The organism is Rhizobium sp. WSM4643 (assembly GCF_025152745.1).
Lineage (GTDB): Bacteria > Pseudomonadota > Alphaproteobacteria > Rhizobiales > Rhizobiaceae > Rhizobium > Rhizobium leguminosarum_I.
The window spans coordinates 22,064-47,230 of sequence record NZ_CP104043.1 but is presented as its reverse complement, the minus strand read 5'-3'; the positions used below and the strand labels follow the sequence as shown (position 1 = coordinate 47,230).

At 61.4% G+C, this 25,167-nt stretch carries 19 protein-coding genes and 2 pseudogenes; 13 read left to right on the top strand and 8 right to left on the bottom strand.

The window, feature by feature from the left end; genetic code table 11:
- Nucleotides 1–91 precede the first annotated feature (91 nt).
- Nucleotides 92–2,806: an ABC transporter transmembrane domain-containing protein gene (locus N1937_RS29690; RefSeq protein ID WP_162115184.1), complete on the top strand. Its 2,715-nt coding sequence runs from the start codon at nucleotides 92–94 to the stop codon at nucleotides 2,804–2,806.
- A gap of 102 nt (nucleotides 2,807–2,908) precedes the next feature.
- Complete coding sequence (locus tag N1937_RS29685; protein WP_017968198.1) at nucleotides 2,909–3,376, top strand: cyclic nucleotide-binding domain-containing protein; 468 nt, start codon at nucleotides 2,909–2,911, stop codon at nucleotides 3,374–3,376.
- A gap of 7 nt (nucleotides 3,377–3,383) precedes the next feature.
- On the opposite strand, the gene N1937_RS29680 is transcribed toward N1937_RS29685, so the two are convergent.
- The 3 genes from N1937_RS29680 to N1937_RS29670 form a co-directional block, all read right to left on the bottom strand.
- A complete protein-coding gene (locus N1937_RS29680) occupies nucleotides 3,384–3,674 on the bottom strand; it encodes a type II toxin-antitoxin system RelE/ParE family toxin (protein WP_260060361.1) in 291 nt (96 codons plus the stop codon).
- Nucleotides 3,671–4,135 carry a hypothetical protein gene (locus tag N1937_RS29675; protein ID WP_260060360.1) on the bottom strand — a complete coding sequence of 155 codons (465 nt, stop codon included), beginning with the start codon at nucleotides 4,133–4,135 and terminating at the stop codon, nucleotides 3,671–3,673. The genes N1937_RS29680 and N1937_RS29675 overlap by 4 nt, the downstream gene beginning before the upstream one ends.
- A 135-nt stretch (nucleotides 4,136–4,270) precedes the next feature.
- Complete coding sequence (locus N1937_RS29670; protein ID WP_017968195.1) at nucleotides 4,271–5,602, bottom strand: MFS transporter; 1,332 nt, start codon at nucleotides 5,600–5,602, stop codon at nucleotides 4,271–4,273.
- 379 nt (nucleotides 5,603–5,981) lie between these two features.
- On the opposite strand from N1937_RS29670, the gene cyoA reads away from it, so the two are divergent.
- The 5 genes and pseudogenes from cyoA to N1937_RS29645 all read left to right on the top strand — a co-directional run bounded on the left by cyoA (nucleotide 5,982) and on the right by N1937_RS29645 (nucleotide 11,029).
- Nucleotides 5,982–7,163: a ubiquinol oxidase subunit II gene (gene cyoA, locus N1937_RS29665; RefSeq protein ID WP_017968194.1), complete on the top strand. Its 1,182-nt coding sequence runs from the start codon at nucleotides 5,982–5,984 to the stop codon at nucleotides 7,161–7,163.
- Nucleotides 7,164–7,205: 42 nt separating this feature from the next.
- Nucleotides 7,206–9,209: a cytochrome o ubiquinol oxidase subunit I gene (gene cyoB, locus N1937_RS29660; protein WP_260060359.1), complete on the top strand. Its 2,004-nt coding sequence runs from the start codon at nucleotides 7,206–7,208 to the stop codon at nucleotides 9,207–9,209.
- A 5-nt stretch (nucleotides 9,210–9,214) separates the two neighbouring features.
- Nucleotides 9,215–9,835 carry a cytochrome o ubiquinol oxidase subunit III gene (gene cyoC, locus N1937_RS29655; protein ID WP_260060358.1) on the top strand — a complete coding sequence of 207 codons (621 nt, stop codon included), beginning with the start codon at nucleotides 9,215–9,217 and terminating at the stop codon, nucleotides 9,833–9,835.
- Nucleotides 9,832–10,233 (top strand): cytochrome o ubiquinol oxidase subunit IV, encoded by a 402-nt coding sequence (gene cyoD, locus N1937_RS29650; RefSeq protein WP_017968191.1) that lies wholly within the window; start codon nucleotides 9,832–9,834, stop codon nucleotides 10,231–10,233. Before cyoC ends, cyoD begins: the two co-directional genes overlap by 4 nt.
- A pseudogene (locus N1937_RS29645) lies at nucleotides 10,230–11,029 on the top strand (SURF1 family protein). Before cyoD ends, N1937_RS29645 begins: the two are co-directional and overlap by 4 nt.
- Before the next feature lie 16 nt (nucleotides 11,030–11,045).
- Here the strand turns inward: N1937_RS29645 and N1937_RS29640 are convergent.
- Nucleotides 11,046–12,974: a hybrid sensor histidine kinase/response regulator gene (locus N1937_RS29640; protein ID WP_260060357.1), complete on the bottom strand. Its 1,929-nt coding sequence runs from the start codon at nucleotides 12,972–12,974 to the stop codon at nucleotides 11,046–11,048.
- Nucleotides 12,975–13,042: 68 nt separating this feature from the next.
- Complete coding sequence (locus N1937_RS29635) at nucleotides 13,043–14,449, bottom strand: FAD/NAD(P)-binding protein (RefSeq protein ID WP_017968189.1); 1,407 nt, start codon at nucleotides 14,447–14,449, stop codon at nucleotides 13,043–13,045.
- A gap of 551 nt (nucleotides 14,450–15,000) precedes the next feature.
- Between N1937_RS29635 and N1937_RS29630 the strand changes: the two genes are divergently transcribed.
- From N1937_RS29630 to N1937_RS29610, 5 genes and pseudogenes are all read left to right on the top strand, one after another.
- Entirely contained in the window at nucleotides 15,001–16,809 is a 1,809-nt protein-coding gene (locus tag N1937_RS29630) for an ABC transporter ATP-binding protein (RefSeq protein ID WP_170262653.1), read from the top strand.
- Between the two features lie 91 nt (nucleotides 16,810–16,900).
- Nucleotides 16,901–18,799 carry an ABC transporter ATP-binding protein gene (locus tag N1937_RS29625; protein WP_260060356.1) on the top strand — a complete coding sequence of 633 codons (1,899 nt, stop codon included), beginning with the start codon at nucleotides 16,901–16,903 and terminating at the stop codon, nucleotides 18,797–18,799.
- Between the two features lie 105 nt (nucleotides 18,800–18,904).
- Nucleotides 18,905–19,204, top strand: coding sequence for a hypothetical protein (locus tag N1937_RS29620; RefSeq protein WP_162115177.1), 300 nt, complete (start codon nucleotides 18,905–18,907; stop codon nucleotides 19,202–19,204).
- A gap of 202 nt (nucleotides 19,205–19,406) precedes the next feature.
- A pseudogene (locus tag N1937_RS29615) lies at nucleotides 19,407–19,901 on the top strand (LacI family DNA-binding transcriptional regulator); the annotation flags it as partial.
- Nucleotides 19,902–19,975: 74 nt separating this feature from the next.
- Nucleotides 19,976–21,013 carry a LacI family DNA-binding transcriptional regulator gene (locus N1937_RS29610; protein WP_162115176.1) on the top strand — a complete coding sequence of 346 codons (1,038 nt, stop codon included), beginning with the start codon at nucleotides 19,976–19,978 and terminating at the stop codon, nucleotides 21,011–21,013.
- 32 nt (nucleotides 21,014–21,045) lie between these two features.
- Here N1937_RS29610 and N1937_RS29605 read toward each other — a convergent pair whose 3' ends face one another.
- Together N1937_RS29605 and N1937_RS29600 are read right to left on the bottom strand one after the other, a co-directional pair.
- Entirely contained in the window at nucleotides 21,046–22,338 is a 1,293-nt protein-coding gene (locus N1937_RS29605) for an MFS transporter (protein ID WP_162115175.1), read from the bottom strand.
- 141 nt (nucleotides 22,339–22,479) lie between these two features.
- Nucleotides 22,480–23,679, bottom strand: a complete 1,200-nt coding sequence (locus tag N1937_RS29600) for a multidrug effflux MFS transporter (protein WP_222280178.1) — start codon at nucleotides 23,677–23,679, stop codon at nucleotides 22,480–22,482.
- A gap of 275 nt (nucleotides 23,680–23,954) precedes the next feature.
- Between N1937_RS29600 and N1937_RS29595 the strand changes: the two genes are divergently transcribed.
- Nucleotides 23,955–24,695: a TetR/AcrR family transcriptional regulator gene (locus tag N1937_RS29595; RefSeq protein WP_170277598.1), complete on the top strand. Its 741-nt coding sequence runs from the start codon at nucleotides 23,955–23,957 to the stop codon at nucleotides 24,693–24,695.
- A 27-nt stretch (nucleotides 24,696–24,722) separates the two neighbouring features.
- On the opposite strand, the gene N1937_RS29590 is transcribed toward N1937_RS29595, so the two are convergent.
- Nucleotides 24,723–25,163, bottom strand: coding sequence for a response regulator (locus N1937_RS29590; protein WP_260060355.1), 441 nt, complete (start codon nucleotides 25,161–25,163; stop codon nucleotides 24,723–24,725).
- Between the last annotated feature and the right edge of the window lie 4 nt (nucleotides 25,164–25,167).

Here is a 25,167-nt window from a genome sequence, read left to right as displayed (position 1 = left end):
GTCCGGCTGCATGATCCTCTTCTCAGAATTCCTCCCCGACCCGGCGCCCGGATCGCGCCCTCGGAATTTCCCAGCAAGCTGACGGTTAGCCATGGAAAAAAGCCTCGCCCGCTACATCTGGAAGAACACGCGGCTGCAGCAGCTGTGGATTCTGGCTGTCGTCGCCGCTTCTATGGTGCCCTATTTCCTGTCCTTCGACCTGCCGAAGCAGATCGTCAACGGACCGATCCAGGGAGACGGGTTCGAAGGTCCGGGCGCAAGGCAGACCTTCATGCATATTGCCTACGACATTCCGCTGATCGGACATGTCGAATTCTTTCAAGGCTTGCAGCTCAACCGATTCCAGATGTTGATGGCCCTCAGCATGGTGTTTCTGGCACTGGTGGTGCTGAACGGGCTCTTCAAGTTCTATATCAACACCTATAAGGGCCGGCTCGGCGAACGCATGCTACGCCGTATCCGCTTTGAGCTCATCGACCGGGTGCTGCGGTTTCCGCCCATCCATTTCAAGCGGGTAAAATCGGCCGAAATCGCCACCATGATCAAGGACGAGGTGGAGCCGATGGGCGGTTTCACCGGTGATGCCTTCGTCTCCCCTGCCCTTCTCGGCGGCCAGGCGATCACGGCGCTCGCCTTCATCATCGTGCAGAATTTCTGGCTTGGCATGATCGCGGCGGGCATCGTCGGCGTGCAGGCGCTCGTCATTCCCCGCATGCGCAAGCGCCTGCTGGATCTCGGCCGGCAGCGGCAGCTGACGGCGCGTGAGCTTTCCGGCCGCGTCGGCGAAATCGTCGAAGGCATCGGCACGATCCACGGCAACGACACGTCGAACCTCGAACGCGCCGACATCGCCTCGCGGCTCGGCCGGATCTTCTCGATCCGCTACGACCTTTATCAGTGGAAGTTCCTGGTGAAGTTCATCAACAATTTCCTGGCCCAGGTCACGCCGTTCCTGTTTTACGCGATCGGCGGCTACCTCGCGCTGCAGGGCAGGCTCGACATCGGCCAGCTCGTCGCCGTCATTTCAGCCTATAAGGACCTGCCCGGCCCGCTGAAGGAACTGATCGACTGGGACCAGATGCGCCAGGACGTGCAGGTGAAGTACCAGCAGGTCTATGAGCAGTTCAACGTCGAGCCGCTGATCGACAGCCGCATCCAGGAACTCGCAACCGCCCCCGTCGGCCCGCTGACGGGGGCGTTCGTCGTCACCAATCTGACGCTCTCCGACGACAGCGGCGCCCGTATCGTCGACCACGTCTCCGTCGAGATCAAACCGAACGAGACGGTGGCGATCGTCGGGCCGAACGGCAGCGGCGCGGAAGCGTTCGCCGAAGCGCTCGGACGCATGGTCTGGCCGGACTCCGGCCGCATCACCATCGACGGGCGCGATCTCCTGGAGATGCCGGAATCGATCACCGGCCGGCGGATCTCCTATGCCTCCTCCGACACCTTCTTCTTTCACGGCACGCTTGCCAGCAATCTGCTCTACGGCCTGAAACATGCGCCGATGACCGATCCCGTTTACGATGAGCGGGAAGCGCTGGAATATAAATGGCATTCCGCCGAGGCGGAGAAGGCCGGCAATCCGACGCTCGACCTCAACAGCGACTGGGTGGACTACAAGGCCGCCGGCGCCAGCGGGCCCGAGGATCTACTGAAAGCGATCCGCCCTGTGCTCGACGCCGTCCTGATCTCGCAGGACATCCTCGATCTGGCGCTGCGCTCGACCGTCAACACCGACGTGCATGTGGCGCTCGGCGACCACGTCGTGGCGCTCCGCGCCTCGCTGCGCGACAGGCTGCGCGACGAGGGGCTCGACACGATCGTCGTGCCTTTCGATTTCGACGCCTACAATGCCCAGGCGACGGTTGGTGAGAACCTGCTCTTCGGCACGATGAAGCGGCCGTTGATGACCAATCGAAGGCTTGCCGCGCATCCCTATTTCCAGCAGCTCTTCCGTGAGACCGGCCTCAGCACCGATCTCTACGACATGGGCCTCGAGATCGCCGAGAACGCCGTGGAACTCTTCCACGACCTGCCGCCGGACCATCCTTTCTTCCAGCAGCTGACCTTCATGACGGCGGACGACATCCCGGCCTATCAGGCGCTGCTGCAGAAGCTTCAAAGCCGCCGCTTCGAGGACGCCACGCCAGAGGAACGTTCGGCCATCATCCGGCTGAGTTTTGCCTATATCGAGCCGCGCCACCGCTTCGGCTTGCTGACGAACGAGCTCATGGACAAGATCGTCAGTGCCCGCAAGCAGTTCCACGAACATATTCCGGCCGATCTCTCCGAGCTGATCGAGCGCTACGACGCCGAGCGTTTCACTCCGTCGGCTAGCCTGATGGACAATGTGCTCTTCGGTCGTATCGCCTATCAGCAGGCCGACGCCTCCGACCGCATCCGCGGCATCATGGGCGAGCTCTTCGATGCGCTCGACCTTTATGACGACGTGCTGTCGATCGGCCTCGAATTCGATGTCGGCTCCGGCGGCAAGCGACTGACCATGGTGCAGCGGCAGAAGCTGAACCTGGCCCGCGCCCTGTTGAAGCGCTCGGACTATTTCATATTCAACCGGCCACTGTCGGCGCTCGACCAACGCGTTCAGGATCAGATCACCCGCAATATCATCGAGAACCTGCACGAGGAAGGCCATCGGCCAGCGATCATCTGGGTGCTCTCCAATGCCCGGCTGGCAGAAATGTTCGACCGGATTCTGCTCTTCGACCGCGGGGGATTGGCGGAAGCCGGAAACTATCCGGAACTTTCCGAGAAAAACGGGATGTTCAAGGAACTGTTATCGTAATATTCTATAGGGGCGGCGATGGTGGGTGTTCCCGATGGGGAGCGCCTCGGAGTTTGAAGATGCCTGGTCTTATGGACCCTGCGTCAGGGGATTGAAACGCTCATGCTGTTGAGAGACGAAGTCGAAATGCTGCGAAGGGTACCGATCTTTTCAAGGATCGCGCCAGCAAAGCTCAAGCTTTTGGCCTTTACCTCCGATCGCATGACCTACAAAGCCGGGCAGAACCTCTTTCATCAGGGCGATGTCGGTGATGCGGCCTACGTCATCCTCTCGGGTACCGCCGATATCGTTGTCGCCTCGCCAGCGGGCGAGATCAAGGTCGCCGACGTCGAACCCAATTCCATCGTCGGCGAAATCGCCATCCTCTGCGATGTCTCGCGCACGGCAACGGTTCGCGCCACCTCGCCTCTCGAAGTGTTGCGCATCAGCAAGGAGCACTTCCTGAAGCTGCTCAGCGATTTCCCGGAGATGGCCGTGGAAATCATGCGGGTGCTGGCCGACCGCCTGAACCATACCACCGCGGAACTGACCGCGGCTCGGGCGGCGAAACAGCCGCAGATGGCGCAGTAAAACGCATTCAGCGTTTCGGCGGCCATTGCTGCGCGCCATGTAGAAGGCGCAGTATTTCCACCCTCTGTGCTTTTCTGTCGATGCGATAGATCAGCAGAAATGTGGTACGCGGAATGACCAATTCCCGGGTTCCGTCAAGACGGCCGCCGCGTCCTGCTTCGGGGTGATCGGCGAGCATTTTGGCCTGATGTCGGATAAGATCATCCAATGCGATTGCAGCCTCTGGATTTTGAGCGAAGACGTGCCGGATCTGAGCTTCCCGATCCCGGAGAGCCTGTTGCAGCCATTTGACGATCAAGAAGCCTTATCTCCGGATTCCAGCTGCGCGAGCAGTTCGGCCCGAAGCTTGTCCATTCGCTCTTCGGCGTCCTGCGCGCTGATCCAGCCCGCGTTCGGATCATCGGCTTCCCGGATCGCTTCCTCGATCTGTTTGCGGAACCACTTGTCGTATTCCGCCGCCTCATGGGTACGACGTAGAGCTGCGGCCCGATCCGGCCGCGATGCCGTCCCCGGAACGTAATCGGCCGCATCGACATCGAACTGCGAGATGCCGACATCCTTGAGATAAGACACCAAGCTATCCATGCGCTTGAACACGCGCACCTGCCGGCTGCGTTGGGCGGCGAGTGGGCGCTCGGTCTTGCCGTAGCGGATGACGACGGACCAGCCACCGGTCTTGCCGACGACATGAGCCGCCTCAACTGCCCCTGCTTCGACAAGGCGGGAAAGGGTCGAATGATCGATGGTTTCCGCGGTCATGGCCTATCCTCGTTCAGGCCGACAAGAATATGCATTTAATTATAGATTGCAATGCATTCAATAATTGAAATTGCGCTGCCCGAAGACGAAAGCCTGCATGGTTTCCCATGCAGGCCCCCATGCGTTCAAATCCGTCTATTCACGCTGTTCCAGCGCCCTGCTGAAGGCGAGGGCCGCAAGCGTGCAGATGGCGCCGGACAGCAGGTAGTAGCCGACGAAAGTCAGGCCGAAGCGGCTGGAAAGGCTGAGCGCCACCAGCGGCGCAAAACCCGCGCCGATCAGCCAGGCGAGGTCCGAGGTGAAGGCGGCGCCCGTATAGCGGTAACCGCGGCCGAAGCGCGAAGAGATCGAGCCCGTCGCCTGGCCGAAGGAAAGGCCGAGCACGCCGAAGCCGATGATGACGAAAGCGTCATGACCACTGTTGCCGGACGCGATCAGGATCGGCCCGACGAAGCTGAAGATAGCGATGATGACGGCGCAGATGGCAAGCTGGGCGCGTCGGCCGATACGGTCGGCAATCAAGCCCGAGGCGATAATGGTGACAATGCCGACCATGGCGCCGACCACCTGCACCACCATGAAGGCGCCGATCGGCTGGTTGCCGTAAAGGCTCATCCAGCCGAGCGGGAAAATGGTGACGAGGTGGAACATGGCAAAACTTGCCAGCGGCACGAAGGCGCCGATCAGGATGTCACGGCCATGGACGCGCAGCACGTCGAGGATGGGGGCTGCTTCCAGCTCGTGCTGTTCCAGCAGCGTGCCGAATTCCTTGGTCATGACCAGGCGCAAACGCGCAAACAGCGCCACGACATTGATCGCGAAGGCGACGAAGAAGGGATAACGCCAGCCCCAGGAGAGGAAATCCTCACTGGAAAGATTGGCGACGAAATAACCGAACAGGGTACTCGCCAGCGCAAAGCCGATCGGCGCGCCGAGCTGCGGTATCATCGCATACCAGCCGCGGTGCTTGGCCGGCGCATTGAGCGCGAGCAGCGAGGCAAGGCCGTCCCAGGCGCCGCCGAGCGCGAAGCCCTGGCCGAGACGAAAGAGCGCCAGCAACGCGATCGACCAGACGCCGATCTCGTCGTAACCCGGCAGGAAGGCGATTGAGGCCGTGGAGCCGCCGAGCAGGAAGAGCGCGATCGTCAGCTTCGTGCCGCGGCCGTACAGCCGGTCGATCGTCATGAAGACGACGGAGCCGACCGGGCGGGCCAGGAAGGCCAGCGAGAAGATGGCGAAGGAATAAAGCGTTCCCGTCAGCCTGTCCGGCGCGAAAGGGAAGATCAGCTGCGGAAAGACCAGGACCGAGGCGAGACCGTAGACGAAGAAATCGAAGAATTCCGACATGCGGCCGATCACCACGCCGATGGCGATGCTGCCCGGCGAAACCGGCTTGTCGTCGTGAATGCGCCGCGCGTCGCGTTCCAGCGACGACGATGACGGTCCGTAATGCGATGTTGTAGCCATGAAACGCCTCCCTCGTTGAAGCGCTTTCGCCAAGGCGCCTCAACCTGATCTTGATCAAACCTGCAGGCTTATCAAGTCCATAAGACGTAAATAGTTCATCATGGCGGCTCAAAATGAGGCGTGAACGGAAAAAACAGCGTGATCCGGACCGCGATTTTCCGACGGGATGCTGGCCTGCCCGGTTCTGGCGGATATATTGCTTGGAAACATGCGCTGGCGGAAGAATCCTTCTTGAGTTCATCAGGATTTCAAAGCTGTAGTGCGACATGATTCTTGCCGCAGTGCGGCATGATTGCTGCGCTGCGACCAAACACCTCATGTCGCTATCGGGTCCAGTGCGTTAGTCGCGGAACGAACGAAACAACAAGAGCTTAGAGACGTGCTAAAACTCATGAAGTTTTCCCGCCTTCTATCCGTCTTGCCGCTGCTTTTCCTGGCAGGATGCAACATGGTGGTCATGGCGCCTTCCGGCGACATCGCCATGCAACAGCGCGATCTCATCGTCATCTCGACGGTGCTGATGCTTTTGATCATCATACCGGTGATCTTCCTCACGCTGTTCTTCGCCTGGCGCTATCGCCGCTCCAATACGGCTGCAACCTACGCGCCGGAATGGCACCATTCGACCCGTCTCGAAATCGTGATCTGGGCAGCACCGCTGGCGATCATCATCGCGCTCGGCGCCGTCACCTGGATTTCCACCCATAAGCTCGATCCCTACCGCCCGCTCGACCGCCTCGATGCGGAGCGGGCCATTCCGGCCGATACCAAGCCGTTGAACGTCGAGGTCGTAGCGCTCGACTGGAAGTGGCTGTTCTTCTATCCCGAACTCGGCATTGCCACCGTCAATGAACTCGCTGCCCCAGTGGACAGGCCGATCAATTTCAAGATCACCGCCTCCTCGGTGATGAACTCCTTCTATATCCCCGCCCTTGCCGGCCAGATCTATGCCATGCCGGGCATGGAGACGAAGCTGCACGCCGTCATCAACAGGGAAGGCGAATACGAGGGCTTCTCCGCCAATTACAGCGGCGCCGGCTTCTCGCACATGCGCTTCAAGTTCCACGGTCTCACCCAAGAGGGATTTGACCAATGGGTGGCGCAGGTCAAGCAGCAGGGCACCATGCTCAACCGCGACGCCTATCTGAAGCTCGAAAAGCCGAGCGAGAAGGAACCGGTGCGTTATTATGCCGGCACCGATGCCGACCTTTACAACGCCATCCTCAACCTGTGCGCCACGCCAGGCAAGATGTGCATGAACGAGATGATGCACATCGACATGATGGGGGGCGGCGGCAAGGAAAGTGCGGAGAACCGCGAGAAGCTGCGATATGACGGCCGTCACGCCGGCGGAGGTGTCGTCGAGCACGGGGCTACCGTGCCGGCAACGGGTGTTCCGGCACAAGTTGAGCCGCCCAAGAGCACCGATGGCGGCATGCAGCACGACATGCCTGGCATGCCCGGTATGCCTGAAATGGACATGCAGCATGAGGGTCATTCCATGCCAGGCATGAGCAATGGCGCCGATCCGGCGCCGGCGCAGCTCAACAACAACAATTAACCTGGCGCTTTGCGTCGCGAGACATAATGAACGGGTTGTTCCATGTTTTCCAATCCTGACCTCCTGAAGTTCGTCTTCGGCCGGTTGACCCTCGATGCCATCCCCTATCACGAGCCGATCCTGGTCGTGACCTTCCTTGGCGTCATCATCGGCGGTCTCGCCGTGCTCGGCGCCATCACCTATTTCAAGTTCTGGGGTCCGCTCTGGCAGGACTGGATCTGCAGCGTCGATCACAAGAAGATCGGCATCATGTATGTGATCCTGGCGGTCATCATGCTGTTGCGCGGTTTCTCCGACGCGATCCTGATGCGCGTCCAGCAGGCGATCGCCTTCAACGGTTCGGAGGGCTTTCTGCCGCCGCACCATTACGACCAGATCTTCACCGCCCACGGCGTCATCATGATCTTCTTCGTGGCGATGCCCTTCGTCACCGGCTTGATGAATTTCGTGGTGCCCCTGCAGATCGGCGCGCGCGACGTCTCCTTCCCCTTCCTGAACAACTTCTCTTTCTGGATGACTACCGCCGGCGCGATCATCATCATGCTGTCGCTGTTCATCGGCGAATTCGCCCAGACCGGCTGGCTCGCCTACCCGCCACTGTCGGGCGCTGCCTACAGTCCAGGTGTCGGCGTCGACTATTATATCTGGGGCCTGCAGGTGGCCGGGGTGGGAACGACGCTTTCGGGCATCAACCTGATCGCCACCATCGTCAAGATGCGTGCTCCGGGCATGACCTTCATGAAGATGCCGGTCTTCACCTGGACGGCACTCTGCACCAACGTGCTGATCGTTGCCTCCTTCCCGATCCTGACCGCCACGCTCGCGCTGCTGTCGCTCGACCGCTATGCAGGCACGAACTTCTTTACCAACGACCTCGGCGGCAATCCGATGATGTACATCAACCTTATCTGGATCTGGGGTCATCCGGAGGTCTACATTCTCGTGCTGCCGGCCTTCGGCATCTTCTCGGAAGTCGTCGCCACCTTCTCCGGCAAACGCCTCTTCGGCTACGCCTCGATGGTCTACGCAACCTGCGTGATCATGATTCTTTCCTACATCGTCTGGCTGCACCACTTCTTCACGATGGGCTCGGGCGCCAGCGTCAATTCCTTCTTCGGCATCACCACGATGATCATCTCGATCCCGACCGGGGCGAAGATTTTCAACTGGCTCTTCACCATGTATCGCGGCCGCATCCGCTTTGAGGTGCCGATGCTGTGGACGATCGGCTTCATGGTGACCTTTGTCATCGGCGGCATGACCGGCGTCATGCTTGCCGTGCCGCCGGCCGACTTCGTGCTGCACAATTCGTTGTTCCTCATCGCCCACTTCCACAACGTCATCATCGGCGGCGTTCTCTTCGGTATGTTCGCCGGCGTGAACTACTGGTTCCCGAAAGCCTTCGGCTTCAAGCTCGACGCCTTCTGGGGCAAGATGAGCTTCTGGTTCTGGCAAATCGGCTTCTGGTTCGCCTTCATGCCGCTCTACGTGCTGGGCCTGATGGGCGTCACCCGCCGCATGAGCCAGTTCGAGGACCCGTCGATACAGATCTGGTTCATCATCGCCGCCTTCGGCGTCGGCCTGATCGCGCTTGGCATTGCCGCCTTCCTGATCCAGATCGTGGTCAGCTTCATGAAGCGCGAGGAATTGCGCGACGACAGTGGCGATCCCTGGGACGGCCGCACCCTTGAATGGTCGACCTCCTCTCCGCCACCGGACTACAACTTCGCCTTGACGCCTGTCGTGCACGACCATGACGGCTGGTACGACATGAAGAGCCGTGGTTATGCGCGTCCGCTGGAAGGCTTCCGGCCGATCCATATGCCGAAGAATACCGGCACCGGCGCGATCCTCTCGGCCATCAGCATCGCCCTCGCCTTCGGCCTGATCTGGTACATGTGGTGGCTGGTGGTCGTTTCCGTCGTCGCCATGCTCTCTGTGGCGATCGGCCACACCTTCAACTACAGACGCGACTTCTACATCCCCGCCGAAGAGGTGACCGAAACGGAAGGCAAGCGCACCGCGTTGCTTGCCGAGCAGGTGTGATGACCATGACCGATCAGACTATCGACACGGCCGAAAAGCCTGAATTCTACCTGACGGAAGATCATCATCCGGAAAACAGCACCAATCTCGGCTTCTGGCTCTACCTGATGAGCGACTGCCTGATCTTCGCGGTTCTGTTTGCAACGCACGGCGTCCTTGGCCGCAACTATGCCGCCGGCCCCTCGCCCGCCGATCTCTTCGATCTGCCGATCGTTGCCCTCAACACATCGATGCTGCTGTTTTCCTCGATCACCTACGGCTTCGCGATGCTGCAGATGGAGCGGAACGCAAAGGCGGAAACGCTGTTCTGGCTTGCCGTGACCGGCTTGTTCGGCGCAGCTTTCATCGGGCTCGAACTCTACGAGTTCATCCACCTGATCCACGAAGGCGCCGGGCCGACGCGCAGCGCCTTCCTCTCCTCCTTCTTCACCCTGGTCGGCACCCACGGGCTGCACGTCACCTTCGGCATCGTCTGGCTGATCACGCTGATGGTACAGGTGTCGATGCACGGGCTGATCGAGGCCAACCGCCGCCGCCTGATGTGCCTTTCGATGTTCTGGCACTTCCTCGACGTCGTCTGGATCGGCGTCTTTTCCTTCGTCTATCTGCTGGGAGTTGTCGGATGAGTTCGCAAGCACCTGCACATGAGGATGCCCACGAGGCCCACCACGGCCACAGCCACGGCCATCAAGCCGGCCATGGCACGTTCCGCAGCTACATGACGGGCTTCGTGCTCTCCGTCATCCTGACTGCCATTCCCTTCTGGCTGGTCATGTCAGGCGTCTTCGAAAACCCGGCGGTGACGGCGGTGCTGGTGATGGGCCTCGGCGCGATCCAGATCGTCGTCCATATGGTCTTCTTCCTGCATATGAATACCAGGAGCGAGGGCGGCTGGACGATCATGGCGCTGATCTTCACCCTGATCATCGTCGCCATCGCGCTCTCCGGCTCGCTCTGGGTCATGCATCATCTCAACACCAACATGATGCCGATGAGCCCCGAGATGATGAAGAACATGCCGTGACTATGACGAAGGGGCGGCGGCAACGCCGCCCGCAGCGGGTCAGCTCATGAGCGAGGCTCACTCGGAAAAATCGGAAAGACGGCGTTATCAGTTCAAACGCGCGATCTTCGCCGCCTGCCTGATACTACTTGCCGCGGCACTCGCCGCACTCGGCAGCTGGCAGGTTGAGCGCCTAGCCTGGAAACGCGACCTCATCGCCCGCGTCGACCAGCGTGTGCATGCGCCACCCGTGCCGGCCCCGGCACGCGCCGACTGGAACAAGGTCAACGCCACTGATGACGAATATCGGCGGGTGACCGCAGTGGGGACGCTGGCCAACGACAAGGAGACGCTGGTCTATGCCTCCACGATGCTCGGTCCAGGTTATTGGGTGATGGCGCCGCTGACGCTTGCCGACGGGACATCAATCCTCGTCAATCGCGGCTTCGTGCCGACCGACCGGCGCGACCAGGCCTCGCGCCGCGAGGGCGAATTGTCAGGCCCTATCGAGATCACCGGTCTGCTGCGGATGACGGAGCCGAAGGGATCGCTGCTGCAATCCAATGACGCCGCGACCGACCGCTGGTATTCGCGCGATATCGCAGCGATCGCTGAAAAGCGCGGCGTCAGTGCGGCCGCGCCCTATTTCATCGATGCCGATGCCAGTGCCAACCCCGGCGGTCTGCCTGTCGGCGGCCTCACGATCATCGAGTTCCCCAACAACCATCTCGTCTACGCGATCACCTGGTACGGGCTGGCGGCGATGGTGCTGGCATTGCTAGTGTTCATTCTTCGCGGCGGGAGGGCTGCTGCATAATGCAGCAGTGATCCCCTTATGGAGCGATCCGGCTGATCGCCTCGGCGAGTTGTGCTTGGGAAAAGGGTTTGCCGAGGCGGGGCAGATTGGCGATGCCGGCCCCTTCAGGAACTTCGGCGTAACCGGTTGCGAGAATGATCGGCATCTCGGGCCATTCGCTGCGGATCGCCTCGGCGAGCTGCGCGCCCGTCATGCGCGGCATGGCATGGTCGCAGATTACCAGGTCGATCTGTTGTTTGCGCAGGATGTCGAGCGCCTCGGGACCGGCCATCGCCTCGAATACCGTATGGCCGAGATCTTCCAGCATCAGCGTCGTATTCATCAGGACGAGACCATCGTCATCGACAGCGACGATGCGCAGCCGGCGCGGCGCATTTTCCTCCTGCTGCGGCCGGTCGGCAGTTGCCTCGGTCGCCCGTTCGACAATTGCGACCGGGAACCACAATTCGGCGGTCGTGCCTTCGCCGAGGCTGCTCTTCATCGTGAGGCGGCCACCGGACTGGGACACAAGGCCCTGCACCATGGAAAGGCCAAGCCCGGTGCCTTTGCCGACACCCTTGGTGGTGAAGAACGGCGTGATCGCCTGCTCTAGCGTCTTTGCGTCCATGCCCTCGCCTTCGTCGATCACTGCGATACGGACATAGCGGCCAGGCGACAGCGGGCCTTTGCCTGATGGCAGCGACTCCTCGGACGCGCGAAGCATGATCCGGCCGCCGGACGGCATGGCGTCGCGGGCGTTGACGACGAGGTTCAGGATCGCCATCTCCAGCTGGTTCGGATCGGTCAGGATCGTCGGCAGCCTGACGGGGAAAGAGGTCTCGATCACGGTCAGCGGGCCGAGCGAACGGCTCAGCATATCCATCATGCCGCGGATCAGGCCGGAGACGTCGATCGGCTCCATGTGCAGTTCCTGCCGGCGGGAAAAGGCCAGCATGCGCTGCGTCAGCGCAGCCCCCCGCTGGGCGCCCTGCATGGCATTGTCGACCAGCGATGTCAGCGAGAGATCCTGCGGCATGCGTTTCTTCAGGATTTCGAGACTGCCGAGGACAGCCATCAGCAGATTGTTGAAATCATGGGCTATACCCCCGGTCAATTGACCGATCGCCTCCATCTTCTGTGACTGGAAGAGCTCTTCGCGAGCCTGCTCCAGGGCCCGCTGGGTCTCCATCTTCTCGGTGATATCGCGGGTGATCTTGGCAAAACCGACCACATCGCCTTCGTCGTCCCGGATGACGTCTATGACGACGCTGGCCCAGAAACGGGTGCCGTCCTTGCGGACGCGCCAACCTTCCCTCTCGAACCGGCCCTCGGTACGCGCGAGGCTGAGCGCGATCTCCGGCAGGCCGGATTCGCGGTCCTCGGGGGTATAGAAGGTTGAGAAATGCCTGCCGATGATTTCTTGCGGCCGATAGCCCTTGATCCGCTCGGCGCCGAAATTCCAGCTGCTGACATTGCCGTCGGGATCGAGCATGTAGATCGCATAGTCCGAGACGCCCTGGACGAGCCGGCGGAACTGTTCCTCGCTCTGGCGGATCGCCTTTTCGGCAGCCATGCGTTCGGTCAGGTCGCGGGTGATCTTGGCATAGCCGATAAGTTCGCCGGAGGGGCGGCGGATCGGATCGATGACCACATGCGCCCAGAAGCGACTGCCATCCTTGCGCTGGCGCCAGCCTTCCCCCTCGAACCGGCCGTCCTCCGATGCCGTGGCAAGCGCGCGCGCTGGTGCACCCGCGGCGCGGTCCTCTTCCAGATAAAAACGGGAAAAATGCTCACCGAGAATTTCGGAAGGCTGGTAACCTTTGAAGCGCTGGGCGCCGGTATTCCAGCTGGTGACGATGCCTTCGGGGCTCAGCATATAGATAGCGTAGTCGGTGATGGCATCGACCAGAAGGCGAAAGCGTCCCCCTTCGTCAAGAGACGTGTCATGTCGATTCAGCAATTCCATCGGCCCCTCTGAGTCACCAGCGCTTTAACGCCGGGGCAGCCAGATGGTTCCGAAACAGCTCCAGATTTTCAGACGGCCTTGACCCTTGGATAGAACCGTTCGCCGACGCGCTCGGCAACGGCATAGGCCTGCGAGACGATCTCGGGCACCAGATCGATATCGGGCAGGCTGCCGAGGCCGAGCGGGCCGACGGCAAAGAGTCCGGCGACCGTCGAACCGTCCTCGAGGAAGGGCTCGCCGCGCGCATTGACGGCTAGCCCGAGCGAGAGTTCGTCCGGCATGGCAAGGCCGGCGGAAAGCAGGCTTTGCATCAGCGGCGCTGAAAGATCCGGCGCCTGACAGCGGCAATCGATGATGCGCTCGGCATGAATGATCTCCTCGGCGGCGGAACCGGCCGGCGTGAAGAACAGGCCGCTCAAGCCGCGGCGGCCGGCCCGGCCGCGGCGCAGCACCGTGCGGCCTTCGGCGAGCTCACGTTTCAGACGCAGGTGCATGGCTTCCGGCAGGCGGTTGCGATGGCTGTCGTAGATTGCCCTGAGGTGCCGGTTGAACTGATGTTTGTCGCGGGCCGGCAGCGAGCGCCAGAGCGAGCGGGCATGTTTCCTCAGGCCGTTCATTACCGATTGCCAGCTTCGCCCCGCCTCCTCCGCCTCGCGACAGGCTTCACGGATCAAGCGCACGATCTCCGGCAGGCTCTGCGGCAGCGTTTCGGCCGGGAACACCGGATCGGCGGAATTCGGCGTATGGCTCTGGGGCAGGAAGCCGCGCCTTGAAATGATCGTCACCTGGCCGGTATAACCGGAATCGCGCAGCTGCAGCAGCTGGTCGACGACGCGGATGCCGCTGCCGAGCAACACCGCATGCGGCCGCGCGACGAGGCGCTGGGCTCTGACCGGCGAAGCATCCTCACCGCCGGCATTCGGCGCAGCCAGGCCGTAGCCGGTGGCGAGGATCACGGTATCGAACAACGGATTGGCGGGATTGGCGCTTTCGAGCAGGAAGCGGTTGCCGTGGCTCCTGCGGATCGCCACGACCGGATCGTTGCAGACCTGGACGGTAATGTCCCTGCGCGCGGCCAGTGCTTCCGAAAAGCGCTGGTAGACATAATCGCTGAAGATTTCCTTCGGCACGAAGATCTGCCGGAATCCGGGGATGGCGGCCGGCACGGCGGCGCGGAAGGCGGCGTTGCTGCAAAGCCAGTCGTTGAAATCGTCATTGTCGCCGGCCGAGACCGAGAGGTCCCGCACGCGGGTGTTGAGGATCGTCGAGGAGCGGACTGAGGCCAGCGCCTGCCCACCGCTGACCGACGAATTCGGATCGAACAGCTGCAGGTGGAAGGGCGCGCGCACCGTCTTCATCAGCGCGATGGCCGTCATCATGCCGGAAAAGCCCCGCCCGACGATCGCAATGCGTGGTACGGCTGATATCTGCGCCGTCGCATTGGCCCTCGCGGAAAAAAGTCCCTGAACCGTCATCGCAACTCCTTTGCGGCTTCATCCGCACCGTGGGTCGATCGAGGTTTCAACGCATAAAACAGCGGTTCACGCGTTGATGAGGTTCATGCGGCCATTCACAACATCTGCCGCGGCATCGGGGTCCGAACCAGCGGTCCCGCAAGAGAACTAGGGGAGCAATCACGCTCGTCCATAGTCTATCAAACTAGTAGTGTATGAAAGCGCCAAATGGCGCAGGTGGCAAGAGGTTTGTTGCCGTTTTTTTTAAGCTATTGAAATGCAAAGTAATTTATAGGCAATCTGCGAAAATATGACCGACCTTCGTACCCCAGGCTGCCGGGATTGGCCGTTGGGAAGATTGCTCCCGCCGGGGATGCGAGGAGACCTCACGTAAAAATAACCAACTGGTGAATTCTTTACTTGAACCCCCAACTGGAATCGGCAAAAGTGAAGGCGCTATCAATCCCTTCATGGATTTGCCGTCTTTTCGGGCCAGAGTCCGACCACACATCTATTGGAAAAATACCGTGAGCAGCGATGCGTTAATACGCGCGACGAAGCCTTCGGCTTCGATGGCGCTTGCAACTGCGGCAGGCTGGGGGCGAGGCCTCTTCACATTGGTGCGCATCACCATGATGGCCTTCCGCCACCCCTGGCAATCCGGCTTTGCGATCGGCGCCACGCTTGTTGCCTCCACCTTCCAGCTGATGATCCCGCGCCTTCTCGGCCGGGCCGTCGACCACACGCAGATGGCGATGAGCGGCGGTGCGGCGGGCCAGGTGGCACAGGACGCGCTTCTGACCACGGCGCTACTGCTGCTTGGCGCCAGCGTGCTGCGCGGCCTCTTCACCATGGTCCAGAACTATTACAGCGAAGCCGTCGGCCATCACATCGGCTACGAACTGCGGCTGGCCTGCTACGAGAAAATCCAGCGTCTCTCTTTCAGCTTTCACGATACCGTGCATTCCGGCGACCTGATCACCGTCGGCCTGCTCGATCTCGAAGGCGTGCGCATGTATTTTTCCACGGCGCTCGTCCGGATGATCCTGCTGTCGATCCTGATCGGCATCGGCGCCTATATGCTGCTGTCGACCGATGTCGTGCTCGGCCTTCTGGCGCTAAGCTTCGTGCCCTTCGTCGGCTGGCGCTCCTCGGTGACGCAGCTCAGGCTACGTGCCACCTGGCTCGACCTGCAGGAGCGGCTTTCGGTGCTGACCCGCATCATGGAGGAGAATCTTGGCGGCATCCGCGTCGTGCGCGCTTTCGCCGCCCACGAACACGAGATTTCGAAATTCGAGGCCGCGTCGAAGAGCGCATTGGCGCTTGCACACCAGCGCGTCGGCATCCGCGTCACCAATACTAGCGCCATGACCTTCTCCTTCTTCGCGGCGATGGGCCTGGTGCTCTGGATCGGCGGCGGCAAGGTGATGTCGGGCGAGATCACCGTCGGCACGCTGGCTTCGTTCCTGACCTTCATGACCATCCTGCAGATGCCGGTGCGCCAGCTCGGCCTGATGGTCAACGCCTTTGCCCGCGCCTCCACTTGCGGCTCGCGGCTCTTTGCCCTTCTCGACCTCGACATCGCGATCAAGGATGCGCCGGATGCGAAGGAGCTCAACCTCACCGACGGCGTGTTGCGCTTCGAGAATGTCAGCTTCGCCTATCCGGGTTCCGAAAAGCGCACCGTGCTCCAGGATATCTCCTTTGAAGCCCGCCGCGGCCAGACGATCGGCATTGTCGGGCCTCCGGGCAGCGGCAAGTCGACGATCGCCCATCTCATTCCCCGCTTCTACGACGTCAGCGGCGGCAAGGTCACGATCGACGGACAGGACATCCGCAAGGCGACGCTGCAATCGCTGCGCCGGGCGGTGGCCGTCGTGCAGCAGGATTCCTTCCTGTTCACGACGACGATCGAGAACAACATCGCCTATGGCGACCCGTGGGCGAAGGAAGGCCGCATCGAGCGCGCCAGCGAAAGCGCCCAGCTGCACAACTACGTGCTCGGCCTGCCCACAGGTTACGGCACCGTCGTCGGCGAGCGCGGCGTTTCGCTTTCCGGCGGCCAGCGGCAGCGACTTTCGATCGCCCGCGCGCTGATGCTGAGACCTGCGGTGATGGTGTTCGACGATTCGACGGCGGCGATCGATGCGGCCACCGAACAGCGCATCCGCAGCGCCATGCGCCGCTACGCCGCAGACCGCGTAACCATCATCGTTGCCCACCGCCTGAGCTCGCTGATGCATGCCGACCAGATCCTGTTCGTCGAAGACGGCCGGATCGTCGAACGCGGCACGCATGCGGCGCTGCTTTCGCTCGGCGGGCGTTACAAGGCGCTCTACGACCTTCAGGTGCGACCGGGCGACGAGGCTTTAAGCGCCTAGCGCATACTCCCTCTTCTCCCCAGCGGGGAGAAGAGCGGACAAAATACTGACTATGCAGGCAACCTGAAGTGTTGGCCGCGGGAGGAATGACATGGCCGAGGAACTGGAAACCGAGCGTCCCGACGTTCGCGAGGACGGACGCCGCCCGCCACGGGCAGTCGTCGGTTCACATCGCGTCGAAGAGGAGATGTTCGGCAAGGCCTTCGACGGCAACATCGTCAAGCGCATCTGGGTCTTCGTCAGCCCCTATCGCCGGCAGGTCCTGTGGTCGGTCGTCGCCGTTTTGACCTTCACGATGATGCAGCTGATCATCCCGCTAATCATCCGCTATGCCATCGACCACGGCATGTCGCCGGGCGGCAACGCTTCGGCGCTGATCTGGTCGATCGTCGCCTTCACGATCGCCATCCTCATCAACTATGCGGCGAGCTACGCGCAGGAGACCCTGGTCGGCGGCGTGGCGGAAGACGTGCTCTTCGATATCCGCAAGGCGATGTTTTCGCATCTGCAGCGCGTCTCGCTCTCCTTCATGGACAAGACCGAAGTGGGACGGTTGATGTCGCGCCTGCAGGGCGACGTCAACTCGATGCAGGAATTCCTCGAGACCTCGGTGCTCTCCGTCGGCGACATCATGCTGCTCTTCGGCATCGTCTTCGTGATGCTCTATCTCGACTTCAAGCTGGGGCTGCTGACGCTCTCGGTGCTGCCGGTGCTCTTCATCGTCCGGCTGTTCTGGTTGCCGCTGGCGCGCAAGTCCTTCATGGCCGCGCACGAGACCAATTCGGTCGCAAACGGCGCGCTTGCCGAGGCGATCCACGGCGTGCGCGCCGTCCAGAGCATGGACAGGCAGGGCGTCAACTTCACGCTCTACGACGACAAGGCGCATGCCAACCTCGAGACGCATCTGACGGCGGCGCGTTATGCGCAGGTGATGGTGCCGATCGTCGACAGCCTGACGGGCGTAGCGATGGCACTCGTCATCGTCGTCGGTGGCGCACGCGTTCTCAATCAGGCGCTCGATGTCGGCGTGCTTGTCGCCTTCCTGTTTTATATCCAGCGTTTCTTCGACCCGATCCGTTCGCTGACCCTGCAATACTCGGTGATGCAGCGCGCCATGGCGTCTGGCCAACGGCTGACCGAAGTGCTCGACGTGCCGGTCGACATCAAGGACGCGCCTGGCGCCAAAGCCTTGTCGCGCGACATGGACGGCTCGGTGGAATTCAAAGACGTCGTCTTCGGCTACAATCCGAAAAATCCGGTGCTGAAGCACGTCAGCTTCAAGGTCAATCCCAGCGAGACGGTGGCGCTGGTCGGGCCGACGGGGTCCGGCAAATCTAGCTGCATGTCGCTGATCCACCGCTTCTACGACGTTCAGCAGGGCCAAGTGCTGGTCGGTGGCCATGATGTGCGTGATCTGACGCAGGATTCGCTCGGAGCTCAGATCGCCATGGTGCTACAGGAACCCTTCCTCTTCACCGGCACGGTCTTTGAGAACATTCGCTACCACATGCGCGAGGCCACGCGCGAACAGGTGATCGAGGCGGCGAAGGCCGTTGGCGCGCACGAGTTCATCATGCGCCTGCCGGAGGACTACGACAGCGTTCTCGGCGAGCGCGGCGGCAATCTCTCGCTTGGCCAGCGCCAGCTTTTAAGCTTTGCCCGCGCGCTGGTGGCGGATGCGAAGATCCTCGTGCTCGACGAAGCGACCGCCAATATCGACAGCTATACCGAGATGCTGATCCAGAAGGCACTGGTGAAGCTGCTCGAAAACCGCACCGGCCTCGTCATCGCCCATCGCCTCGCGACGATCCGCGAGGCGGATCGCATCATTGTGCTGCAGAACGGCGAAATCATCGAAAGCGGGAACCATCAACAGCTGATGAAGAATGGCAAGCTCTATTCGAAGCTCTATAACCTCAACTATGCGTCCTTCGACGATATTCCCGAAGACGTGCTGGAGGAGACGACGGCGACACAGTCGGCGACTTGATGGTGTGTATGACTTGAATTAACACTTTTGCAAAGTTTGAACGAACAAACGCGTTGCTGCCGCATTTCCCTTTTATCCGGGGCGAATGCCACTGAGGAGAATGTCATGAAGAGAATCATTAGCAGCCTGTTGATCGCGACGGCCCTTGTTGGATCGGCTATCCAGCCTGCTGCCGCGCGTGACCACCATCACCACAACAACACTGGCCGAGTCATCGCCGGCGGCGTTGCCGCAGGTGTGGTGGGCGGCCTGATCGGCGGCGCACTCGCCAATAGCGGCCCGCGCTACTACGTCGATGGCCCTCGCTATGTCGAGCCGGCGCCGAGGTGCTGGTATGAGGACCGCGACGTCCGCAATCGCTATGACGGCGGTTATCATACCGAAACCGTGCGGGTCTGCGAGTAGCGGGCTCGAACCGGGACCATTTGTGGTCGCCGCTTATTTTTGCCCCTCAACCGAGGCTGCATCCGGCAGCCTCGGTTTTTCTTTATGACGACCATTGTTCTGCCTCGGACCAATGCGGTTGGTTCACAGCCATTCTCCGCAGCAAAAATTTCTGGCTGCCTCGGCCGCCTGTCATCCGGCTGTTAGGGGCGACCTGAAGCCGATGAATGATGGTCCATTAAACGGCGGCAAGACGCCAAAGAAACAATGCATGCGCTTCGTCAGCGCCGAGCAGGTGGCGCAATTGGCGGGAGTTTCGCGCTCCGCCGTGTCGCGCACCTTCACGCCGGGTCCGAGCGTGGCGCCTGCAACGCGCGAAAGGATGCTGCAGGCGGCGCAAGAACTCGGCTACCACGTCAACGACTTGGCGCGCGGCGTGCTTGCCAATCAGAGCCGCCTGGTCGGCATCGTCGCGACCCGGCTCATCAAACGCGGCAGCATCTCGATCCTTATCAATACCGGCCAGACGGAAGACGAGCTGCTCGCCGCCCAAAAAATGCTGATCGGCCACCGTGCCGAGGCGACCATCATCCTGTCCGGCTCGCCGCCGGCGAGTTTCTTCGAACTCGCGCAGCGAAATGGCCAGCCGCTCGTCCAGGTTACGAACGCGTCATTCCGGAGTTCGTCATCCGCCAGAGCTTCAGAGCCTAATGCCTCCCCCGGCTTTTCGCAGGCGCCATCCTGTGGCAAGAAAGGATAAACGCGATCCGGTGGGGAGGAAAATCGTCGAACATGAAGGGAATCCGCCAGCTCGCCGAGCATCTCGACATTTCGATCGGAACGGTGTCCCGTGCGCTGAACGGCAAGCCCGACGTCAACGACGAAACGCGCCGGCGCGTGCTCGCCGCCGCCGAGGAGCTCGGCTACGTCGCCAACCAGTCGGGCCGCAGCCTTCGCCAGGGCATGACCAACGTCATCGGGCTGATGCTCGAGGTGAGCCGCGAGACGGTTGAAAACAGCGACGATTTCTTCCTTGGCGTCACTGACGGGCTGCAGAGCGTCTTTTCCCGCCACAAGCTCGATCTCGTCATGCTGCCCTGCCCCGACGACGAGGACCCGCACGAATATCTGAAGCGCATGGTGGCGCGCCGGCTTGTCGACGCGCTGATCATCTCTGCGACACGACGCACCGACAGGCGCATCGAACTCCTGGAAAAGGCCCGCATCCCCTTTGTGGCGCTCGGCCGCAGCGCGTCGGGCGGCAGCTACACCTGGGTGGATCTCGATTTCGAGGGCGTGGCGACGCGCGGAGTCGATCGGCTGGTTGCCAAAGGTCACCGGCGGATCGCCGTGGCTGTCCCCTCCTCCGACATCAATCTCGGCTACCTCTTCTTTGACGCCTACCGCCAGGCACTGCAACGGCACGGCATCCCCTACGACCCGGCCCTCGTCATCCGTGTCAAGTCGAGCGAACAGGGCGGTTATCAGGCCGGCCATGAATTGCTGATGATCGCGCAGCGGCCAACTGCAATCATCCTGATCCATGAACTAATGGCGATCGGACTTTACCGCCGGCTTGCCGAGGCCGGCGTCGTGCCCGGCCGTGACCTCGCCGTCGTCGGTTTCCGCGAGGAGCCGCGCACGCTTTTCCTGCAGCCGGCGCTGACCTCCTTCCGCATGTCGCTGCGCGATCTCGGCGCGCAGCTTGGCGAAACCCTGCTCGCCACAATGCCGGCCTATGCCGATCATTATCCGCAAGGTGCCCGCAACAGGATCTGGCCGCTGGAACTCGTTCCGGGCGAAAGCGACGCTTTCACGCTGACGGCCTGAAGCCGTCGCATAGATATGTTTGGCGGCTTGCATCAGACCCGGCTTGGAGCCGCCTGATGCTCCCTCTGTGACAGCTGACGCGTGACGACGAAGACCAGCAGGGCGCCGACTGCAAGACAGGCCGAGAGAAAGAACATCGGCGCGATCGTGCTGCCGCTCTCATCCTTGATCCAGGGCACCACGTTCTGGGCGACGAAGCCGCCGAGATTTCCGACCGAATTGATGGCGGCAAGGCCCGCCGCAGCCCCCGCGCCCTTGAGGAAACGGGAGGGCAAGCTCCAGAACACCGGTTGGGGTGCGAAGATCCCTGCAGCGGCGACGCAGAGGAAGGCGAATTGCAAAGTGTGGTTCGGGATCAGCGCCGAGAGCAGCAGGCAGGCGGCGCCGATGAAAGCGGGAATGACGATATAGGGCGTCTTCGATTGCGCCTTGTCGGCCATGGCGGGAACGGCATAGAGCGCGATCGCGACCAGCACCCAGGGAATGATGTTGAGGAACCCGTTCACCGTGTTGCTGACGCCGAAAGCCTTGACGATCGTCGGCAGCCAATAGCTGAGGCCATAGGCCGAAAGCGGAAAGGCGACATAGCAGAGTGCCATCAGCAGGACGCGCGGGTCGATGAGCGCCTTGAATCCGTTTCCGGCATTCTCGCCCATGCCGGCATTTTCCGAGGCGAGCCTTCGTTCGAGCCAGTTCTTCTCCTCGCTGCTCAGGAAGCTTGCACTTTCAGGCCGGCCGGGAAGATAAAAGAAGGTGACGATGCCGGCGATCACAGCCGGAACACCCGTCGCCAGGAACACCCACTCCCAGCCGGCAAAGCCGTATAGACCATCGAGATCGAGCAGCACGCCGCCGAGCGGTGCACCGACGGCATTGGCGATGGCGCTGAAGATCATGAACAGCCCGACCATCCTGCCGCGATAGGCCGAGGGAAACCAGAGCGTCAGCAGATAGAGGACACCGGGAAAGAAGCCGGCTTCGCAGACACCGAGCAGAAAGCGCAGGATATAGAACATCGTCGCGTTCTGCGTGAAGGCGAGCGCGATGGTGACGATGCCCCAGGAGACCAGGATGCGCGCGAACCAGACACGGGCGCCGAGCCTGTCGAGGAAGAGGTTGCTCGGCACCTCGAAGAGAAAATAGCCGATGAAGAACAGCGAAGCGCCGAGACCATAGGCATATTCGCTCATTGCGAGGGCATCGACCATCTGCAGCTTGGCAAAACTGACGTTCTGCCGGTCGATATAAGCGATGAGATAAAGAATGCCGAGAAACGGCATCAGCTTCCAGGTGATTTTCGAGATCAGCCGCTTCTCGTCGACCATGCGTATCCTCCGGTATGACCATGCTTCGTCGTGGCGTAGATAGCGCGGCCTGCCGATAATCAATTGCGCGTTGCATTTTCTCCGGGGCCGCGACCCGATCATCGGGTCGCACCCGGACACCGGGTGCGGCCTCTCTTGAGATCATTCGGCAGCGGCGACGGCGGCGCGGCGGCCGATCGTTACCTGCGTCAGCACGAAGGCTGAGAAGGCGCAGAGCGCTATGCCGGCGGCCATCGGAACGGCTGTGCCGTCGAAAAAGACGCTCGATATGACCATGGCGACGGCGGCGATCACGAAATGCAGCGTGCCCATCAGCGACGAGGCAGTGCCGGCGATCTCGCCGTGATCCTCAAGCGCAAGCACGGCGCTCGTCGGGATGACGAGGCCGAGGAAGCCGTAGCCGATGAACAGAAAGGTCGCCAGGACGGGCAGCTGGTTGAAGCCGGAGGCCATCACCACCGCCATCACGACCATCGCCAGCGCGTAAGCGCTGACCGCAATCCGCATGACGCGCACGAGGCCGAAACGCTCGCCGAGCAAGCCCGTGGCCTGCGATACCGCAAAGAAGGACACGGCGTTGATCGAGAAGGCGAAACTGTATTGTGTCGGCGTCAGCCCGTAATGCTGGATCAGCACGAAGGGCGAGTTGGCGAGGTAGACGAGGAAGCTCGAAATGCCGAGGCCGCCGATGAAAGTCAACGTCAGGAAATTGCGGTCGGTTAGCAGCAGACGGTAAGCCGCCATGGCGCTCTTCAGACCGCTGCCATTGCGTTCGTTCGCCGAACGGGTTTCGTCAAGCTGGGTGGCGAGCAGGACGAGGCCGATGAAGGCGGCGATCGTCACGGCCCAGAATACGCCGCGCCAGCCGTAGAACTCGATGACGGCGCTGCCTGTCAGCGGCGCCAGGATCGGCGAGATCGAGAAGACCAGCATCAGCAACGACATCAGTCGGGCGGCCTGCACGCCAGTGTGCATGTCGCGGACGATGGCGCGCGGAATGACCATGCCGGCAGCACCGCCGATACCCTGAACGAAACGGAAGGCGATCAGCATTTCGATGTCGGTTGCCAGCGCACAGCCGATCGAGGCGATGGCAAAGAGGCCGATGCCGAGATAGAGCGGCAGCTTGCGGCCCCACATATCCGACAGCGGACCATAGACGAGCTGAGCGAGCGCAAAGGAGATGAAGAAGGCGAGAAGGGTAAGCTGGGTGACGTTGTTATCGGCATGCAGGTCCTGGCCGATCGACGGCAGCGCTGGCAGATACATGTCGATGGCGAAAGGCCCGATGGCCGACAGAAGGCCGAGAATGAGGGCAATGCGAAAGAAGGGAGCCGTCATAATGGTGATCTTTCATAATAATAGCGCAGCGGAGGTACCGGATTGTCGCTCCGCCGAATTGCTCTGAGAGCGCCGTGCGTCCTCTCGGAGGCACAAGGGATGCTCTAACACTGTAAATCTGCGCATCGTACTTTCCGAAAATCGGTTCCGATTTTCGGCCCGATGCGCCCGTTCAATGATAATCGTTCGCGCGAAGACGAAGTTGGGAGCTCATATCTCAGCGGTGGAACCAGGAGTGTCAACAAATTTGGACACGGATGTAAAATTAGACGCCATTGTCTAAAACGTCAAGACGTCTTATCTTCGATCTCATGAAAGATCGCATGACACCGGCAGTCCGGATGACAGGGCATACGCAGCGTGGACAATGCGCCAAGCGCATGTCGATCCTTGATGCCGCGGCCGACGTATTCTGCCGCCAGGGTTTTGCCGGCGCCAGCATCGACGAGATCGCCGCCGTCGCCTGCGTCTCCCGCCAGACGATCTACAATCACTACCGCGAGAAGGAAACGCTGTTCGTCGCGGTCGTCGAGGACGTCATGAACCGCGCCAATGCCATGCTCTTTTCCGTGTTGTCGACCTTTCCTGATCGTCCCGACAATCTGGAAGACGAGCTGACGGCCTTCGCCGTGCGCCTCAACAAGAACTGCATCTGCAACCACGACGGAAAATTTCTGCGCAAGTTGGTGCAGACCGAAGGCGAGCGATATCCGCACCTCTTCGAAGGCTGGCGCCAGCAGGGGCCCGGCAAACTGACCACCGCACTTTCCGCACTTTTCGCGCGGCTTGCCCACAAGCAAGCGCTCGTCATCGATGATTTCGACGTTGCCGCCCGGCAATTCGTGGCGCTCGGCAATGCCGACCTGCAGATGATGATCCTTCTCGGCGCCACGCCCACCGATGAAGAGCTGGAAAAGGCGGCGCGCAACGCCGTGCGTACCTTTCTCAAGGCCTATGGCCGGGCAGAGGCTGAAAAGACCGGCCATCCGCCGCAGCTCGCAGCCATATCAGGCTAACCAGGACTTTCAGATAAAGCCGGCCGATCAGGCAAAGATCGTCATCTGCGCGGGCACGACCGCGAACATGCCGACACGGCGCGCGGCAAGATATTTCACCAGCTGCTCGACAACCGAAGGCATCACCGGCTTCTGGACCACGCCGACGGCGCCCTTGACGCCGTCAGCCACCACTTCGGGATTGCCGGTCATGAAGACGACGGCAATGCCATGCTCCTGCGCCAGCCGTCGGCCGATCTCAGGCCCGGTCGGGCCATCGGCGAGATTGACGTCGACGAAGGCGATATCGGCAAGCGGCGCCAGCCGCAGGGCCTGCTCGCGACCATTCGCAAGGCCCGCGACTTGCATGCCCATGCCTTCCACCGTCGCCTCGAGATCGAGCGCGATCAGGAGTTCATCTTCGACGATCAACACTTTCTGTTTCATGAGATCATCTCGCTGCCAGCGCCGCACGACATTGGTGGCCATGATA

Bases quoted from the DNA above. Each gene is read 5' to 3' on its own strand.
- N1937_RS29690 (WP_162115184.1), top strand. From the start codon at position 92: ATGGAAAAAAGCCTCGCCCGCTACATCTGGAAGAACACGCGGCTGCAG.
- N1937_RS29685 (WP_017968198.1), top strand. From the start codon at position 2,909: ATGCTGTTGAGAGACGAAGTCGAAATGCTGCGAAGGGTACCGATCTTT.
- N1937_RS29675 (WP_260060360.1), bottom strand. From the start codon at position 4,135: ATGACCGCGGAAACCATCGATCATTCGACCCTTTCCCGCCTTGTCGAA.
- N1937_RS29670 (WP_017968195.1), bottom strand. From the start codon at position 5,602: ATGGCTACAACATCGCATTACGGACCGTCATCGTCGTCGCTGGAACGC.
- cyoB (WP_260060359.1), top strand. From the start codon at position 7,206: ATGTTTTCCAATCCTGACCTCCTGAAGTTCGTCTTCGGCCGGTTGACC.
- cyoC (WP_260060358.1), top strand. From the start codon at position 9,215: ATGACCGATCAGACTATCGACACGGCCGAAAAGCCTGAATTCTACCTG.
- cyoD (WP_017968191.1), top strand. From the start codon at position 9,832: ATGAGTTCGCAAGCACCTGCACATGAGGATGCCCACGAGGCCCACCAC.
- N1937_RS29640 (WP_260060357.1), bottom strand. From the start codon at position 12,974: ATGGAATTGCTGAATCGACATGACACGTCTCTTGACGAAGGGGGACGC.
- N1937_RS29635 (WP_017968189.1), bottom strand. From the start codon at position 14,449: ATGACGGTTCAGGGACTTTTTTCCGCGAGGGCCAATGCGACGGCGCAG.
- N1937_RS29630 (WP_170262653.1), top strand. From the start codon at position 15,001: ATGGCGCTTGCAACTGCGGCAGGCTGGGGGCGAGGCCTCTTCACATTG.
- N1937_RS29625 (WP_260060356.1), top strand. From the start codon at position 16,901: ATGGCCGAGGAACTGGAAACCGAGCGTCCCGACGTTCGCGAGGACGGA.
- N1937_RS29620 (WP_162115177.1), top strand. From the start codon at position 18,905: ATGAAGAGAATCATTAGCAGCCTGTTGATCGCGACGGCCCTTGTTGGA.
- N1937_RS29610 (WP_162115176.1), top strand. From the start codon at position 19,976: ATGAAGGGAATCCGCCAGCTCGCCGAGCATCTCGACATTTCGATCGGA.
- N1937_RS29605 (WP_162115175.1), bottom strand. From the start codon at position 22,338: ATGGTCGACGAGAAGCGGCTGATCTCGAAAATCACCTGGAAGCTGATG.
- N1937_RS29600 (WP_222280178.1), bottom strand. From the start codon at position 23,679: ATGACGGCTCCCTTCTTTCGCATTGCCCTCATTCTCGGCCTTCTGTCG.
- N1937_RS29590 (WP_260060355.1), bottom strand. From the start codon at position 25,163: ATGGCCACCAATGTCGTGCGGCGCTGGCAGCGAGATGATCTCATGAAA.